The organism is Micromonospora coerulea (assembly GCF_016598485.1).
GTDB classification, from domain to species: domain Bacteria; phylum Actinomycetota; class Actinomycetes; order Mycobacteriales; family Micromonosporaceae; genus Micromonospora; species Micromonospora coerulea.
Genome location: NZ_JAEMUW010000023.1, coordinates 79,760 through 95,088, shown reverse-complemented (window position 1 = coordinate 95,088; position 15,329 = coordinate 79,760). Strand labels below are relative to the sequence as shown.

The following is a 15,329-nucleotide window of genomic DNA, read 5'->3' as shown; positions in this document are numbered from 1 at the left end:
AGCCCCTCGCGTCGTCCACAGGCCCGCCCGCCGGGGGCGCCCGCGGCCGGTCCGGTGGCCGAGGCTCGACGTCGAGTCGACTCGTCACGGCAAGCCCGAATCTCCCCTGGAGGGACGATGTTCGATACGTACGTCACCGTCGTCGGCAACGTGCTGACCGCGCCCGAGTGGCGCCGCACCACCCAGAGCAACACCCTGGTGGCCAACTTCAAGGTCGCCTCCACCGCCCGTCGGCTCGACCGGGACAGCGGCCGCTGGGTAGACGGAAACAGCCTGCGCGTGCGGGTCAACTGCTGGCGGAAGCTGGCCGAGGGGGTGGCCGCCTCGGTGATGGTGGGCGACCCGGTGGTCGTCGTCGGCCGCCTCTACACCCGCGACTGGACCGACGACGCCGGCAACCTCCGCACCCTCTACGAGTTGGAGGCCGTCGCGGTGGGGCACGACCTGTCCCGCGGCCGGGGCCGATTCCTGCGCAACCGGCCCAGCGCGACGACCAGCACCGTCGAGGACGCGGAGGCGGAGCGGCGGGTGCACGGCGAGGACACCGAGCCGGTGCCGTCGGGCCAGGCGCCCGTCTCGCTCGACGACCGGCCGCTCGACGACGAGTTCGCACCGCCCGAGTTCGCCGCCCCGCGTGCCGGGCACCAGGTGCCCGGCCTCGACCCGGACGGCCCATCGGGCGACGAGTTCGGTGAGATGCCCGACCCCTTCGACGACCGGGTCGACGGCGGTGGCGAGGACGACGGGGAGGGCGGCGAGCCGGCCGCCGGGAGCGGTGACACCGGGTCCCCCGACGAGCTGGACCCGCTGGTGGAGGAGAGCGCAACCGGCGTCACCCCGACCGGCCGGGGCCGGCGGGGCCGGGGGCGCGCACCGGTGCCCGCCTGAGCGTTCGGGTCGTGCACGGGGGAGCGGGGTGGCGACGCGACGGTGGTCACCCCGCCGTACGACTAGGCTGGCCGGCCGGAGGTGGTGACGGGTGCGGCAGGTGACCGCGACGGCGAACGCGGCGGGACTGGTGGCGGGTTACGCCCTGGACTCGCTCCTCGGCGATCCCCGCCGCTGGCATCCGGTGGCCGGCTTCGGCCGGGCGGCCGGTGCGCTGGAGCAGCGGCTCTACCGGCCGGACCGGACGGCCGGGGCGGCGTTCACCACGCTCGCCGTGGGCGCTCCGGTGCTGCTCGGCGCCGTCGCCGCGCTGGCCACTCGGCGGCACCCGGTGGCGCGGGCCGCGCTGGTGGCCGCCGGCACCTGGACCGTCCTCGGCGGCCGGACCCTGCGGCACGAGTCGCGGGTGATGGGCCGGGCGCTGGGCCGGGGTGACCTGCCCGCGGCCCGCCAGCGGCTCGGGCACCTGTGCGGTCGGGACCCGTCCGCGCTGGACGAGTCGGAACTGGCCCGGGCCACCGTCGAGTCGGTCGCCGAGAACACCTCCGACGCGGTCGTCGCGCCGCTGGTCTGGGGTGCCGTCGCCGGGCTGCCAGGCCTGCTCGGCTACCGCGCGGCGAACACGCTGGACGCCATGGTGGGGCACCGCTCGCCCCGCTACGCCCGGTTCGGCACCCCGGCCGCCCGCCTTGACGATCTGCTCAACCTGGTACCCGCCCGGCTGACCGGGCTGCTCACCATCGCCGTCGCGCCGACCGCGCACGGCGATCGCGAGCGTGCCTGGCGGGTCTGGCGTCGGGACCGCAACGATCACCCGAGCCCGAACGCCGGCCAGTGCGAGGCGGCGATGGCCGGCGCGCTCGGCGTTCGATTGGGCGGGCGCAACGTCTACTTCGGTCGCTCCGAGGTGCGACCGTTCCTCGGCGACGGCCCGCGTCCCGAGGCGCGGCACCTCGCGCGGGCCGCCCGGATCTCCGGCGCGGTGGGGCTCGCCGCGCTCGGGATCGCGGCGCTGTATCCGCTGACCGCCGGGCGGCTGGTCGGTGTGGTGGGGCGGTCCGCCCTGCGCGGCGTGCGAAACGCGCTCGCCGCGCCACCGGCCGCGCGGATCGGGGTGGCCTCGCGCGCCGGTCACGACGCTCCGACGACTCTGCCCCGGGCCGGGGCGGCGCGGAGGAGCGGGCGGTGAGCGGCGGCCTGCTGGTCGCCGGGACCACCTCGGACGCCGGCAAAAGCGTGCTCACCGCTGGCATCTGCCGCTGGCTGCACCGGCGGGGCGTCAAGGTCGCGCCGTTCAAGGCGCAGAACATGTCCAACAACTCGGCGGTCGTGGTCGGGCCGGACGGGCGCGGCGGCGAGATCGGCCGGGCGCAGGCCATGCAGGCGGCCGCCTGCGGACTCGCGCCGGACCTGCGGTTCAACCCGGTGCTGCTCAAGCCCGGCAGCGACCACGCCAGCCAGGTGGTGCTGCTCGGCGAGGCCGTGGACACGGTCACCGCCGGCAACTACCGGAAGCTGCGCCCCCGGCTCGCCGGCACCGCGTTCGCCGCGCTGGCCGAGCTGCGGGCCGCGTACGACGTGGTGATCTGCGAGGGCGCCGGCAGCCCCGCCGAGATCAACCTACGGGCGGGTGACTACGTGAACATGGGGCTGGCCCGGCACGCCGGGCTGCCCACCATCGTCGTCGGCGACATCGACCGGGGCGGCGTCTTCGCCTCGATGTTCGGCACGGTCGCCCTGCTCGACCCCGCCGACCAGGCGCTGATCGCCGGCTTCGTGATCAACAAGTTCCGGGGCGACCTCGGCCTGCTCCAGCCCGGGCTGGACATGCTGCGCCAGGTCACCGGCCGGCCGACGTACGGGGTGCTCCCCTGGGAGCTGGACCTGTGGCTGGACGCCGAGGACTCGCTCGCCTACGGCCGGGTGCTCGGTCGACCGGCCGCCCCGCACGGCACCGACTGGCTCGACGTGGCCGTGGTCCGGCTGCCCCGGATCAGCAACGCCACGGACGTCGAGGCGCTCGCCACCGAGCCCGGCGTCCGGGTCCGGCTGACCGTCGAGCCCGCCGAGCTGGCCGCCGCCGACCTGATCGTGCTCCCCGGCTCCAAGTCGACCGTGGCCGACCTGGCCTGGCTGCGCGAGACCGGCCTGGCCGACGCCGTGCTGGCGCACGCCGCCGCCGGCCGGCCGCTGCTCGGCATCTGCGGTGGCTTCCAGATGCTCGCCCGGGCCATCCACGACCCGGTGGAGAGCGGGCAGGGCAGCGTCCCCGGGCTCGGACTGCTGCCCATCGAGGTCACCTTCGACCCACACAAGACCGTCCGCCAGGCCACCGGCAGCGCCGCGGGCGACGTCCCGGTCCGCGGCTACGAGATCCACCACGGGTACGTCTCCGCCGCCGACCCGGCGCTGCCCCCGCTCCTCCGGTACGCCGACGGCACCGGCGAGGGGGCGCTGCTCGGCGCGGTGCACGGCACCCACTGGCACGGGGCGTTCGAGTCGGACGGGTTCCGCCGCCGGTTCCTCACCGAGGTGGCCCGGCTCGCCCGCCGGACCGGCTTCCGGGTCGCCCCGGACACCGCGTTCGCCGCCGCCCGCGAGCGGAGCCTGGACCTGCTCGGGGACCTCGTCGAGGAGCACCTGGACACGGCCGCGCTCTGGCAGCTGATCGAGTCCGGCCCGCCCGGCGGCCTGCCCTTCATCCCGCCCGGCGCCCCGCCCACCTGACCGCCCGCCGGCGGGCTTGCCCGGCCGTCAGTAGCGGACGTCGGCGGGGCGGTCGGAGAGCGGCAGGCCCGCCTCCCGCCAGGCCTGCACGCCGCCGATCATGTCGGTGGCCCGGCGCAGCCCGAGTGCCTGCAGACCCGCCGCGGCCAGACTCGAGCTGAAGCCCTCGCGGCAGACCACCACGATCTGCCGGTCGTACCCGGTGGCCTCGGGGATCCGCCAGGCGCTCGCCGGGTCGAGCCGCCACTCCAGCACGGTCCGCTCGATCACGACCGCGCCGGGCAGCTCTCCCTGCTCGCGTCGCTGCGCCTCGGTACGCGTGTCGACCAGCAGCGCCCCGGCGCGGACCGCCTCGACGGTTCCGTGCGGGGTCAGCCGGCGGAGCCCGGCCCGGGCCTGTTCCAGGAGGGCGTCGACGCCCGGACTCATCACGTCATGGAGCACTCCCCGATCATGCCGGCGGCGTTCCCGCTCCGCTGGGCGAACGGCCCCGCCGCCCCGCAGGATCCAGCGGACGGGGGACCGAGGGCCACACCGGGGAGGCGGGCGCCGGGGACGGACGCCGACGGCGGGTGACCAGGGCGAGCCGCGCGGTGGCGCGGGGCCGGGGCGCGGCGCGGGCCTGGAGCCGCGCGAGTCGGGTGGGGAATTGAGCGGCCCGGGTGGCCATCGGAGGATCGGTGGTGGGCGCTAGTGCGGTGTCCACTAACGTTCACCGGGTTTGCGGTGGGTGTTGTGGATCCTCGCCCGTTGGGCGAGCGACTCCCCACCGGTTGGTGGGGCGGGCCTGCGCGGGCCAACTGATCCTCGCGCCGCCCGGGGTGGGCGGCGGGGGTCACGTTGAGACCGCCCGGCACCGGGTAGGTGCCGGCCGGCTCGACGGTGCTCGACCACCTCCGGCAGCACGACGGCTGTCGGGGTGGTGGATCCGCCGCCCGGAACACGGGTGGCGATGCTGGCGGCCGCGACCAGGTCACGGTGCCCGGAGAACGCGCAGTGCGGGCAGGACAAGGTCCGCCCACGAGGCTTCGGCACCCGCCTTCCGCAGGCAGGGCAGATGGACGACGTGCCCCGCTCATCGACCAGGCGGACGGTGATGCCGGCGAGGGTGGCCTTGTCGGTGAGGACCTGCAGGAGCCGGCCGATCTGCCACTGCCGCAACCGCAGGTTGTGCCGCCGCCCAGCAGGAATCTCCAACACCCCGCGGGGATCACCGACGTGCAGCACACCGACCCGCTGACCCACCGCCCACGACACGACCAAGCGGGCGGCCTCGTGCTGGGCCTGGCGAACCCGCCGCCGGTGCCGGCCTTCCACCAGGCGTGCCCGACGCCGGTACTTGCGCCACCGCCGGGACCCCTTCTGGCCCGGCTTCGGCGCCCGACGGGCCACGGCACGGCGGCGGGCTTTCGTGTCAGCGAGGTGCATGCGATGTTCGGCGCGGATCGCCCGCCCCGACACCAGCAGTCCTTCCCCGGCGGGGCCGGCCACGGCGTAGGGGTGGATGATCCCGAGATCCACCCCGGCCACCCGGGCCGGATCCGGTCCCTCACCCGGCGGGTAGACCGCCACCGGCACCTCGGCGGTCACGTCGAGGAACAGGCGGCCGCCCTCACACAGCAGGGTGATCGACCGGACTTGTTCGGCCGGATACGGCACCTCCCGCGCCAGGCGCACCCACAACGGCGCCCCGCCTCTCGCGGTGGGGATCCGCACCCGGCGGCCGTCGAGGGTGAACGTGCCGTGATACCAGCGCACCGGCACCAACCCCCGCCGGCGACGCGGGAACCGCGCCGACGCGTCACCCGCCTTGCGGCGTTTCGCCGCCGCGAACCACGCATCGGAGAACCGGCGCAACACCGACCGGGCACCCGTGGTGTCCAGTTCGGCGAACGTGCCCGGCCCCGACGCGGACAGCTCCCGACACAACTGCTGATAGCCGACCAGAGGCGCGTCCCGGCGGCGGCGCCGCCACCCGTTGACCTCCAACACACACGCCCACACATCACCGGCCGACCGCAGCAGCCCGAAACACCGCCGCCGCTGCCCTGCCGTCACCCGCACAGCAACCCGGGCCGTGCGATGCACGACCCGCGGCAAGGCGGGATCCCGACGGCGAGGCACGAACCGAAGCCAACACCAGCCCTACGACAATTCCCCAACCACCGGCCAACCCGGCCAACGTTTGTGGTCAGAGCGCTAGCGTCGGGCGGGTGACGGTGGCGGTGGTCGAGGCGTACGCCGAGCTGGCCCGGCGGGTGCTCGCCGGGCCGGCGCGGTTGGGGCGTACCCGGCTGGTGGCCGTCGACGGGCCGAGCGGCGCGGGAAAGAGCGTCTTCGCGACGCGGCTCGCGGACGCTCTCGCCGCGCTGCCCGGCGGCGGGCGACCACCGGTGGTACGCACGGACGACCTGCTCAACGGCTGGGACGACCAGCTCACCTTCTGGTCGCGGCTGGAGGAGTGGGTGCTCGGGCCGCTGCGGGCCGGGCGGCCCGGGGCGTACCGGCGGTACAGCTGGGTGCGACGGTCGTTCCTGCCGCGGGAGGTGCCGGTGCCGGTCTCGCCGGTGCTGCTGGTCGAGGGGGTGAGCGCGGCGCGGGCGGCGATCCGCCCCGAGCTGACCCTGTCGGTCTTCGTCACCGCCCCGGAGCCGCTGCGACTGTCCCGCGCGCTCACCCGGGACGGGCTGGAGATCCTGCCCGAGCTGCGTCGCTGGCACGCCGGGGAACGCGCGCACTTCGCCGCCGACCGCACCGAGACGGCAGCCGACCTGGTGGTCGATGGCGCGCCGACCCTCCCGCACGACGCCACCCGCTACTACGTCCGCCGGCCCTGACCGCCTTCGCGCCTCCGCCGCTGGATCCCGGACGCTGGCACGCCCCTGCGCAGCACTTCCCGAAACTCGCCGGCACCAGGCAGCGGCACCGGACGCGGCCGGCATTGGGTCGCCGGCACTGGACGGCGGGCACCGGTGCCGGCACCGGGTCGCCGGCACCGGGGCCGCCGGCAGCCGGGAACGGGCGAACGGGAGCCGGCGGACGAGGGCCAGCCGCCAGGCGGACGGGCTCGAAGGCGTCGGTAAGGTCGGCATACGATGCCGGTCATGACCACACCGATCATGTCCGAGTCCGAGGTGCGGGCCGCCGTCGAGCGTGAACTGCCCGGAGTCCGTGCCGACCTCGAACGTCTCGTCCGCATCCCGGGCATCGCCTTCGAGGGCTTCGACCACTCGCACGTGGAGCGTTCCGCCGAGGCGGTGGCCGAGCTGCTGCGGGGCTGCGACCTCGACGTCAAGATCGTGCGCTCCGGCGGCCAGCCGGCCGTGATCGGCAGGAAGCCCGCCCCGCCCGGCGCGCCCACCGTGCTGCTCTACGCCCACCACGACGTCCAGCCGGTCGGCGACCGGGCGCTGTGGGAGTCCGACCCGTTCGAGCCGGTCGAGCGGGACGGCCGTCTCTACGGCCGCGGTGCCGCCGACGACAAGGCCGGCATCATGGCGCACGTGGCCGCGCTGCGCGCGTTCGGCGACCGCCTCCCGGTGGGCGTGGTCCTCTTCATCGAGGGTGAGGAGGAGTACGGCTCCGACTCGCTGGAGCAGCTGCTCGCCGAGCACCGCGACGAGATCGCCTCGGACGTGATCGTGATCGCCGACTCGGGCAACTGGGACATCGGCGTGCCGGCGCTGACCACCTCGCTGCGCGGCATCGTCAACTGCTTCGTCGAGGTCCGCACCCTGGAGCACGCGGTGCACAGCGGGATGTTCGGCGGCGCCGTGCCGGACGGGCTGACCGCGCTGGTCCGGCTGCTGGCCACCCTGCACGACGACGCCGGGGACGTGGCCGTGGCGGGACTGGTCGGCCGGGAGGGCGCCAGCGTCGACTACCCGGAGGACCGGATCCGCGCCGAGTCCGGCCTGGCCGAGGGCGTGCGGTTCATCGGCACCGGCCGGATCACCGACCGGCTCTGGACCAAGCCGGCCCTCGCGGTGCTCGGCATCGACGCCCCCGCCACCGGCGAGGCGCCGAACGCGCTGGTCCCGTCCGCGAAGGCCAAGCTGAGCGTGCGGCTGGCGCCGGGCGACGACCCGAAGAAGGCGTACGCGGCGCTCCGCGCCCACCTGGAGGAGCACGCGCCGTGGGGCGCGCAGGTGACGGTGACATTCGAGCACGACGGCGACCCCTGCGTCATCGACGCCACCGGGCCGATGTTCGACGCGGCCCGTTCGGCGTTCAAGGGCGCCTGGGACGGCACCGACCCGGTGGACATCGGGGTGGGCGGGTCGATCCCCTTCATCGCCACCTTCCAGGAGATGTTCCCGCAGGCGGCGATCCTGGTGACCGGGGTGGAGGACCCGCACGCCCGGGCGCACGGGCCGAACGAGAGCCTGCACCTGGGCGAGTTCGCCCGAGTCTGCCTGGCCGAGGCGCTGCTGCTGGCGAAGGTCGCCGAGGCGGGCGGGACGCGCGGTTAGGCGTCGGAACCGTAACTTCGGCACCGATGTCGGAGTTTGGGGTGTGGCGGGCGCGGGGCTGTTATAGCCTTTCGAACATGCGTACGAACGACGAGATGATGCGGCTCCAGGCCGCCGTGACTGCTCTGGGGGACGTCGACGTCTCCGCGTGGCCCGAGGACACGCTCAAGGATCAGCTCGGGGAGCTCTCCGCCGTGCTGGTCGCGCTCGACACGCTGCTCTCCCGGGTCGCCGACGAGGTCCGCGGCCGGGGCCTGCGGATCGAGGAGCCCGTCTCCGCCTGACGGGCGGGCTTTCCGGTGCTGAGGCCGGCCGGGCGGCGCGCGGGATCCGCCGCCCGGCCGTGATCCGCCGCGGTGTCGGGGATGGCTGGCAGGATGGGTCCGTGCGGTTCCTCGACCTGGCGGCCACCTCCGCCGCGGTGGGCGCCACCAGCGGCCGGCGGGCCAAGGTGGAGCTGCTCGCCGCCGCGCTCCGCGCGCTCGACCCGGCCGAGGTGCCGGCGGGCTCCGGCTACCTCGCCGGGGAGCTGCGCCAGCGGCAGACCGGGGTGGGCTGGGCCAGCCTCCGTGACCTGCCGCCGCCGGCCGCCGAGCCGACGCTCACCGTCGCCGGCGTCGACGCGGCCATCGACGAGCTCGCCGCGGTCCGCGGCGCCGGCTCCCAGGCCCGCCGTCGGGAGCTGCTCGGCCGGCTCTTCGCCGCGGCCACCGCGGACGAGCAGCGGATGCTGCGCGGACTGTTCAGCGGCGAGCTGCGGCAGGGGGCCCAGGCCGGGCTGCTCGCCGACGCGGTGGCCCGGGCGGCCGAGGTGCCGGTGGCGGCGGTACGGCGGGCGCTGCTGCTCGCCGGTGACCTGCGGGCGGTGGCGGTGGCGGCGCTCTCCGGCGGCGCGGCCGCGCTGGCCGGGTTCGGGCTCCAGGTCGGCCGGCCGCTCGCGCCGATGCTGGCGCAGAGCGCCCCCTCCGTGGACGAGGCGCTCACCGCGACCGGCGTCCCGGCCGTGGTCGACGTGAAGCTCGACGGCATCCGCATCCAGGTGCACCGGTCGGGGCAGGACATCGCGGTCTTCACCCGCAGCCTGGACGAGATCACCGCCCGGCTGCCCGAGGTGGTCGCCGCGGTGCGCGCGCTGCCGGCCCGGGAGCTGGTGCTCGACGGGGAGGCGATCGGGCTGGACGCCAGCGGCCGCCCGCTGCCGTTCCAGCAGACCTCCAGCCGGGCCGCCCGCCGCACCACGCCCAGCACCACCGGCGGCAGCCCGGTCGCCCCGGCCGTGCTGGCCGCCGCCAAGACCACCGGCGAGACCGTGTTGACGCCGTACTTCTTCGACCTGCTGCACCTGGACGGCACCGATCTGATCGACCTGCCGGGCCGGGAGCGGTGGGCCGCGCTGGCCGGCGTGGTGGACCCGACGCTGCTGGTCGGCCGGATGGAGGTGGACGGGCCGGAGCGGGCCGGCGAGGCCTTCGCCGCCGCGGTCGACGCCGGTCAGGAGGGGGTGGTGGTCAAGGACCCGGCCGCCCCGTACGACGCGGGCCGGCGCGGGTCGGCCTGGATCAAGGTCAAGCCGCGGCACACCCTCGACCTGGTGGTGCTGGCCGTGGAGTGGGGGAGCGGGCGGCGCCAGGGCTGGCTCTCCAACCTGCACCTGGGCGCCCGGGATCCGCGGACCGGCGAGTTCGTGATGCTCGGCAAGACGTTCAAGGGCCTCACCGACGAGCTGCTGCGCTGGCAGACCGAGCGGTTCCTCGGCCTGGCGGTGGAGAAGGGCGACTGGGTGGTCCGGGTCCGCCCCGAGCAGGTCGTCGAGATCGCGTTCGACGGGGTGCAGACCAGCAGCCGCTACCCGGGTGGGATGGCGCTGCGCTTCGCCCGGGTGGTGCGCTACCGGGGCGACAAGACCGCGGCGGAGGCCGACACCATCGACGCGGTCCGGGCCATCCACGCCGGCCGGGTCACCGGCTGACCGGGCGTCCGGCGGTCCGCCCCGGTCAGGCCGTCGCGCTGGGCGCCGGTTCGGCGGCGCGGTCCACCGGCGGGCGGGGCTTGCCCAGCCCGGCCGCCCGGCGCGCCTCCCGCCGGGCCACCCAGCCGTAGCCGACGAGGCTCATGCCGGCGAAGAGCCACCACTGCACCACGTAGCCGAAGTTCTGCCAGTTGTTGGTGTGCCCGATCGGCACCGGCTTGAAGGCCGGGTCGGTGGCCCGGCTCTGCTCGTCGAGCAGCAGATAGCCGCCGTGGATCGGGTACGGGAGCTGCCGGGCGATCCGGGGGACGCCGATCCGCCGGGTCTCCAGCTTGCCGTCGCGCCGGTCCACCGCGCCGCCGCCGGTCTCGCTGGCCACCACCCGACCGCTGACGGTCACCGGGCCGGTGGGCGCGGCCGGCACCTGCGGCTGGGCGATGGCGCCGCCGCCGGAGGCCGGCGGGATCCAGCCCCGGTCCACCAGCACCGCGGTGCCGTCGTCGAGGACCAGCGGGGTGAGCACCTCGAAGCCGACCGTGTTGTCGACCGTCCGGCCGCGGACCAGGACCACGTTCGTGGCGTCGTACCGGCCGGTGGCGGTGACCCGGGTCCAGGTCAGCTCGTCGGCGGGGGCCGGGCCGGCGGTGCCGGGGCCACCGGTCGGGGCGGGCATCGCGTCGCTCAGCGGGGCGGGCGCCATGGTGGCGCCGGCGTCGATCCGCTCGTTGATGGCGGTCCGTCCCCGGTAGCGATCCAGCTGCCAGTTGCCGAGGAACACCATCAGCGCGGCGGCGACCAGAGTCAGCGCGAGGTAGCCCAGCCAGCGCGGGGTCAGCAGGAACCGGTACACGCGTCGAGGCTACCCGTATGAGCCGGGCCACTGACCTGCGCGGGCCACCAACCGGCCGGTCGGCGGCCGCCACCCGTCGGTCCGGCCGGGTATGGTCACGCGGGCGGACCGCGCGACCGGTCCGGCGCCGCGCACCACCCCGCCACGCACGTCCCGTCGCCTGCGAGGAGTCGATGATGACCGTCGTGCCGCGCGTCCTGCTGAGCGCGCCCTCCTCGGGGCACGGCACCAGCGCCCTCTCCCTCGGGCTGCTCGCCGCCCTGGCCGACCGGGGGCTCGACGTGGCCGGCTTCAAGATCGGGCCGGACCAGGTCGACGCGGCGTACCTGGGGCTGGCCGCGGGCCGTCCGGGGCGCAACCTGGACCCCCGGCTGGTCGGCCCGGAGCGGATCGCCCCGCTCTTCGCGCACGGGTCCGCCGGGGCGGGGCTCGCGGTGGTGCAGGGCACCATGGGGCTGTACGACTCGGTCGCCGGCCGGCCGGAGACGGAGTCCACGGCGGCGGTCGCCGCCGCGCTGCGCAGCCCGGTCGTGCTGACGGTGGACGTGGCCGCGATGGGCCAGTCGGTGGCCGCCCTGGTGCACGGCTTCCGGGCGTACGACGAGCAGCTCTGGCTCGGTGGGGTGATCCTCAACCGGGTGGTCTCGCCCCGGCACGAGGCGATGCTGCGCGAGGCGCTCGACGACATCGGCGTCCCGGTCTACGGCGCGCTGCGCCGGCACGAGCTGCCTCCGGTGCTGCCCGCCCGCCGGCACGGCCCGGTCCCCGCGATCACCCGCGACGCCGACGCGGTGCGCGCGGTGCGCCGGCTGGGCGAGGCGGTGGCGGCGACGGTCGACCTGGATCGGCTGCTGGCGCTGGCCCGGTCGGCGCCGGCGTTGCCGGTCGACCCGTGGTCGCCGGAGCCGGCGGCGGGCGCCCCGGCCGGGCCGCGTCCGGTGGTCGCGCTGGCCGGCGGCCCGGGCGGCAGCTACAGCCACCCGGAGACGGCCGAGCTGCTCCGTGCCGCCGGCGCCGAGGTGGTCACCGTCGACCCGCTGCGCGACGAGGCGCTGCCCGCCGGCACCCGGGCGCTGGTCGTCGGCGGCGGGCTCCCCGAGTCGTACGCTGACGAGCTGTCGGCGAACCGCCGGCTGTGCATCGCCGTCGCCGAGCTGGCCCGTACCGGGCGCCCGGTGATCGCCGAGGGCACCGGCCTGCTCTGGCTGGCCCGGGAGCTGGACGGCCGGCCGATGTGCGGGGTGATCGACGCGATCGGCGCGAGCCGGGACGGCATGGTGATCGGCTACCGGGAGGCCACCGCCCGGACGGACAGCGTGGTGGCCGCCGCCGGCACCGTCGTGGTCGGGCACAAGCAGCACAGCGCGGTGCTCACCCCGCGGGCGGGCGAGCGACCGGCGTGGAGCTGGGACGGCGGCGCGCCGGAGGGCTTCGTCTGGCGGGGCGTGCACGCCTCCCAGTTGGTCCCGCACTGGGCGGCGTACCCGGAGATCGCCGGGCGCCTGGTGGGCGCCGCGGCGGTGGAGCCGGCGACCGCGGAGGCCCCGGCGTGATCGGACAGGTGGCCGTGCGCCGCTTCCCGACGCTGACCGTCTCCACCCCGCGCACCGAGGTCCGGCAGCTCGCCGCTGCCGACGCGGCGGCGGTCGACGAGGTGTTCGCGGACCGGCAGACCCAGCGCTGGCTGCCGCTGGCCGACGCCGCGGGGCAGATCGAGGGGCGGGCCTGGTGCACGGAGCTGGCCCGGCAGCGCCGGGACAGTGGCGATGGTGACCACTACGGGGTGGTCCGCCGGGAGGACCAGCGGGTGGTGGGTTGCCTCTGGACCCGCCGCACCGACTGGGGTGCCCGGCTGACCGAGGTCTCCTACGCGATCGCCCCGCACGCCCGGGGCTACGGGCTGGCCGCCGAGGCGGTGGACGCGCTGGCCATCGCGTTGATCCTGGAGCACGGGTTCCAGCGGGTCGAGCTGCGGGTGGCGCCGGGGAACACGGCGTCCCGGCGGGTCGCGGAGAAGGCCGGGTTCGGCTACGAGGGCCTGCTGCGCAACGCCGGATACGTCCGCGGCGCCCGGGTCGACCTGGAACTCTGGTCCTTCGTCGCCGCCGACCTCCGCTGACCCCGGGTCCACGCGCCCCGCCCACCTCACGCCACCGGACGGCACAGTCGATCAAGAGGTTTGCGTCGGGAAACCGCGAGGATCCGGACGCAAACCTCTTGATCAACTAACCCGGGCGCACCCCCGGGCGGTTCGGTGGTGGTGGGTGGTCGGCGGTCAGGTCGTCAGCCGACGATCTGGTCGGACGGCGGGGTGAACTCGCGGGTGGGCTGGCCCTTGAGCGCGTCGCGCAGGGTCTCGGCCACCGCGCCGATCGGGACCTGGGACTGGCCGTCACCCACCGCGTTGAACGGGTTGTCCGGGTCGGCGATGAAGCTCGCCGCCGCCAGCTCCGGGGTGTACCCGACGAACCAGGCGGACCGGGTGCTGTCCGTGGTACCCGTCTTGCCGGCCACCGGGCGGCCCACCGTGCCCCGCACGCTGTCGGCGGTCGACCAGCCGCCGCAGCTGCCCCGCGCCGGGGTGTCGCCGGTCGGGCAGCGGGCGGCGTCGGTGGCGGCCCGGGCCGCGTCCGCGTTGACCACCTGCCGGCAGCGGGGCTTGGCGACCTCCCGCTGCACCCCGCCGGGCGTGCGGTACATGGCCGGTGTCCCGTCCCGGTTCAGGATCATGTTCACCGGAATGGCCTCGCAGTACCGACCGTCGGCGGCGATCGCGGCGTACGCGTTCGCCATCTCCAGCGGGGTGGCGTCGGAGACGCCCAGGGTGAACGCGCCCCACTGCGGCGCGCGGTCCGGCGCGGCGTGCTCTCGGTCGACGTCGGTCCGCCAGCGCAGCCCGAGCTGCTCGGCGAGGCGGACGCCCTTCTCCGCGCCGATCTGCTCCTCCAGCCAGACCCAGTACGTGTTCACCGACTTGCCGAAAGCGGACCACATGGTCTGCCGACCGGTCATCGCGCCGCTGGCGTTCGTCGGCTGCCAGTCGTTGTAGACCCGCGACCTGTACCGGTACGGGGCGTTGAACTCGGTGGACAGCGTCTTGCCGGAATTGAGCGCGGCCAGCATCGGGAACATCTTGAACGTCGATCCGGCCTGGTAGCCCGGGAGGCTGCCGCCGCCGAGCAGCGGCGCGACCGTGTTCGGGTAGTTCGCCTTGACCTTCGGCCCGGCCTCCGGGTTGGAGCTGGGCCCGTTCTCGCTGAGGTCCAGGGAGTAGGTGCGGTTCACCGCCATCGCCTTGATCCGGCCGGTGCCCGGCTCGGCGAGCACGATCCCGTTGGCGAACGGGGTGCCGGTGCCGTCCTTGGCCCCGACGTTCTTCTCGGCCGCGTCCTGGATCTTCGGGTCGATCGCCAGCACGATCCGGTAGCCGCCGCGGCGCAGCTTGTCCATCCGTTCCAGCCGGTTGGCGCCGAACGCCGGCTGGGAGCTCCACCAGTTCTTGAGGTAGTCGCAGTAGAAGCCCCAGGTGGTGTACTTCTTGTCGATCGAGGCGCAGTCGTTGGGCGGGTTGGTGAGCTTCAGCTGGATCGGCTGGGACTTCGCTGTCGCCGCCGCATCCGGGGAGAGGTAGCCGAGCTGGGCCATCCGGTCCAGCACGTAGTTGCGCCGGCCGGTGGCGTCCTTCTGGTCCGAGGTGATCGGGTCGTACTCGGAGGGGGACTTGACCAGGCCGGCCAGGGTGGCCGCCTCGACCGGGGTGAGGGTGGCCGGGGTCTTGGAGAAGAAGATCTCCGCCGCCGCGTAGATCCCGTACGCCCGGTGGCCGAAGTAGGCCGAGTTGAGGTAGCGCTCGAGGATCTGCTCCTTGCTCAGCTCCTTCTCGACGTCCAGCGCCATCCGCATTTCCTTGACCTTGCGCAGGCTGGTCTGCTGGGTGGCCTCCTGGACCTCCTTCGGAGTGCTGGCGCTGTCCCGCAGGGCCATCCGGACGAACTGCATGGTCAGCGTGGAGGCGCCCTGGGAGACGCCGCCGGAGCGGGCGTTGGACACGAAGGCGCGGGCGACGCCCTTCGGGTCGACGCCGTGGTGCTGGTAGAAGCGGTTGTCCTCGGCGGCGACGATCGCCTGCTGGATGTTCGGGGACATGTCGGAGATCTTGGTGTACTGCCGGTACTCCTCGTAGAACATCGTCAGCACGGTCTTGCCGTCCGGCGCGTAGAGGTACGAGGTCTCGGCGGGCAGTGCGGTCTTCAGGATGCTCGTCTTCTGCTCCACGGCGTGCGCGGTGGCCTTGGCTCCGAGGCCGGTGAAGGCGGCCAGCGGGTACGCCACGGCGGCGACCACGATGCCGGCGATCAGCCCGGCGCGAAGAAGGGGAACGGCACGACCAACGGAGGCAAGGGGTCGGTTGCTCACGTGGCCA

11 protein-coding genes and 2 pseudogenes are annotated in these 15,329 nt (G+C 75.1%); 9 read left to right on the top strand and 4 right to left on the bottom strand.

The genetic code is table 11. The features are described 5' to 3' along the window. Positions 1–117 precede the first annotated feature (117 nt). From I8N68_RS25720 to I8N68_RS25710, 3 genes and pseudogenes are all read left to right on the top strand, one after another. A complete protein-coding gene (locus I8N68_RS25720) occupies positions 118–888 on the top strand; it encodes a single-stranded DNA-binding protein (protein ID WP_200215063.1) in 771 nt (256 codons plus the stop codon). 100 nt (positions 889–988) lie between these two features. Next, a pseudogene (locus I8N68_RS25715) lies at positions 989–1,966 on the top strand (cobalamin biosynthesis protein); the annotation flags it as partial. A gap of 107 nt (positions 1,967–2,073) precedes the next feature. Beyond that, positions 2,074–3,741 (top strand): annotated as a pseudogene (locus I8N68_RS25710) (cobyric acid synthase); the annotation flags it as partial. Here the strand turns inward: I8N68_RS25710 and I8N68_RS25705 are convergent. Both I8N68_RS25705 and I8N68_RS25700 read right to left on the bottom strand, forming a co-directional pair. Continuing rightward, positions 3,643–4,044, bottom strand: coding sequence for a rhodanese-like domain-containing protein (locus tag I8N68_RS25705; protein ID WP_200215072.1), 402 nt, complete (start codon positions 4,042–4,044; stop codon positions 3,643–3,645). The pseudogene I8N68_RS25710 and the gene I8N68_RS25705 overlap by 99 nt on opposite strands. Positions 4,045–4,320: 276 nt before the next feature. Then, entirely contained in the window at positions 4,321–5,619 is a 1,299-nt protein-coding gene (locus tag I8N68_RS25700; RefSeq protein WP_372433850.1) for an RNA-guided endonuclease InsQ/TnpB family protein, read from the bottom strand. A 149-nt stretch (positions 5,620–5,768) separates the two neighbouring features. Here I8N68_RS25700 and I8N68_RS25695 point away from each other — a divergent pair, with 149 nt between their 5' ends. The 4 genes from I8N68_RS25695 (at position 5,769) to I8N68_RS25680 (ending at position 10,056) form a co-directional block, all read left to right on the top strand. Next, on the top strand, positions 5,769–6,452 hold the full coding sequence (locus I8N68_RS25695) for a uridine kinase family protein (RefSeq protein WP_372433849.1): 684 nt from the start codon (positions 5,769–5,771) through the stop codon (positions 6,450–6,452). A gap of 282 nt (positions 6,453–6,734) precedes the next feature. After that, positions 6,735–8,087, top strand: a complete 1,353-nt coding sequence (locus I8N68_RS25690) for a dipeptidase (protein WP_200215071.1) — start codon at positions 6,735–6,737, stop codon at positions 8,085–8,087. A 77-nt stretch (positions 8,088–8,164) separates the two neighbouring features. After that, positions 8,165–8,371 (top strand): hypothetical protein, encoded by a 207-nt coding sequence (locus I8N68_RS25685; RefSeq protein ID WP_200215058.1) that lies wholly within the window; start codon positions 8,165–8,167, stop codon positions 8,369–8,371. A 101-nt stretch (positions 8,372–8,472) separates the two neighbouring features. After that, the gene (locus tag I8N68_RS25680) at positions 8,473–10,056 is read left to right on the top strand and encodes an ATP-dependent DNA ligase (protein ID WP_200215057.1); all 1,584 of its coding nucleotides are present in this window, start codon (positions 8,473–8,475) and stop codon (positions 10,054–10,056) included. A gap of 25 nt (positions 10,057–10,081) precedes the next feature. On the opposite strand, the gene I8N68_RS25675 is transcribed toward I8N68_RS25680, so the two are convergent. Next, positions 10,082–10,906, bottom strand: a complete 825-nt coding sequence (locus I8N68_RS25675; protein WP_307812969.1) for an SURF1 family cytochrome oxidase biogenesis protein — start codon at positions 10,904–10,906, stop codon at positions 10,082–10,084. A 176-nt stretch (positions 10,907–11,082) separates the two neighbouring features. On the opposite strand from I8N68_RS25675, the gene I8N68_RS25670 reads away from it, so the two are divergent. Both I8N68_RS25670 and I8N68_RS25665 read left to right on the top strand, forming a co-directional pair. Then, entirely contained in the window at positions 11,083–12,459 is a 1,377-nt protein-coding gene (locus tag I8N68_RS25670) for a cobyrinic acid a,c-diamide synthase CobB (RefSeq protein WP_200215056.1), read from the top strand. Next, the gene (locus tag I8N68_RS25665; RefSeq protein WP_200215055.1) at positions 12,456–13,025 is read left to right on the top strand and encodes a GNAT family N-acetyltransferase; all 570 of its coding nucleotides are present in this window, start codon (positions 12,456–12,458) and stop codon (positions 13,023–13,025) included. The genes I8N68_RS25670 and I8N68_RS25665 overlap by 4 nt, the downstream gene beginning before the upstream one ends. A 164-nt stretch (positions 13,026–13,189) precedes the next feature. On the opposite strand, the gene I8N68_RS25660 is transcribed toward I8N68_RS25665, so the two are convergent. Beyond that, complete coding sequence (locus tag I8N68_RS25660) at positions 13,190–15,322, bottom strand: transglycosylase domain-containing protein (RefSeq protein ID WP_200215054.1); 2,133 nt, start codon at positions 15,320–15,322, stop codon at positions 13,190–13,192. Positions 15,323–15,329: the final 7 nt, after the last annotated feature.

Coding starts and splice junctions, on each gene's coding strand:
- I8N68_RS25720 (WP_200215063.1), top strand. CDS start 118: ATGTTCGATACGTACGTCACCGTCGTCGGCAACGTGCTGACCGCGCCC.
- I8N68_RS25705 (WP_200215072.1), bottom strand. CDS start 4,044: ATGAGTCCGGGCGTCGACGCCCTCCTGGAACAGGCCCGGGCCGGGCTC.
- I8N68_RS25690 (WP_200215071.1), top strand. CDS start 6,735: ATGTCCGAGTCCGAGGTGCGGGCCGCCGTCGAGCGTGAACTGCCCGGA.
- I8N68_RS25685 (WP_200215058.1), top strand. CDS start 8,165: ATGCGTACGAACGACGAGATGATGCGGCTCCAGGCCGCCGTGACTGCT.
- I8N68_RS25670 (WP_200215056.1), top strand. CDS start 11,083: ATGACCGTCGTGCCGCGCGTCCTGCTGAGCGCGCCCTCCTCGGGGCAC.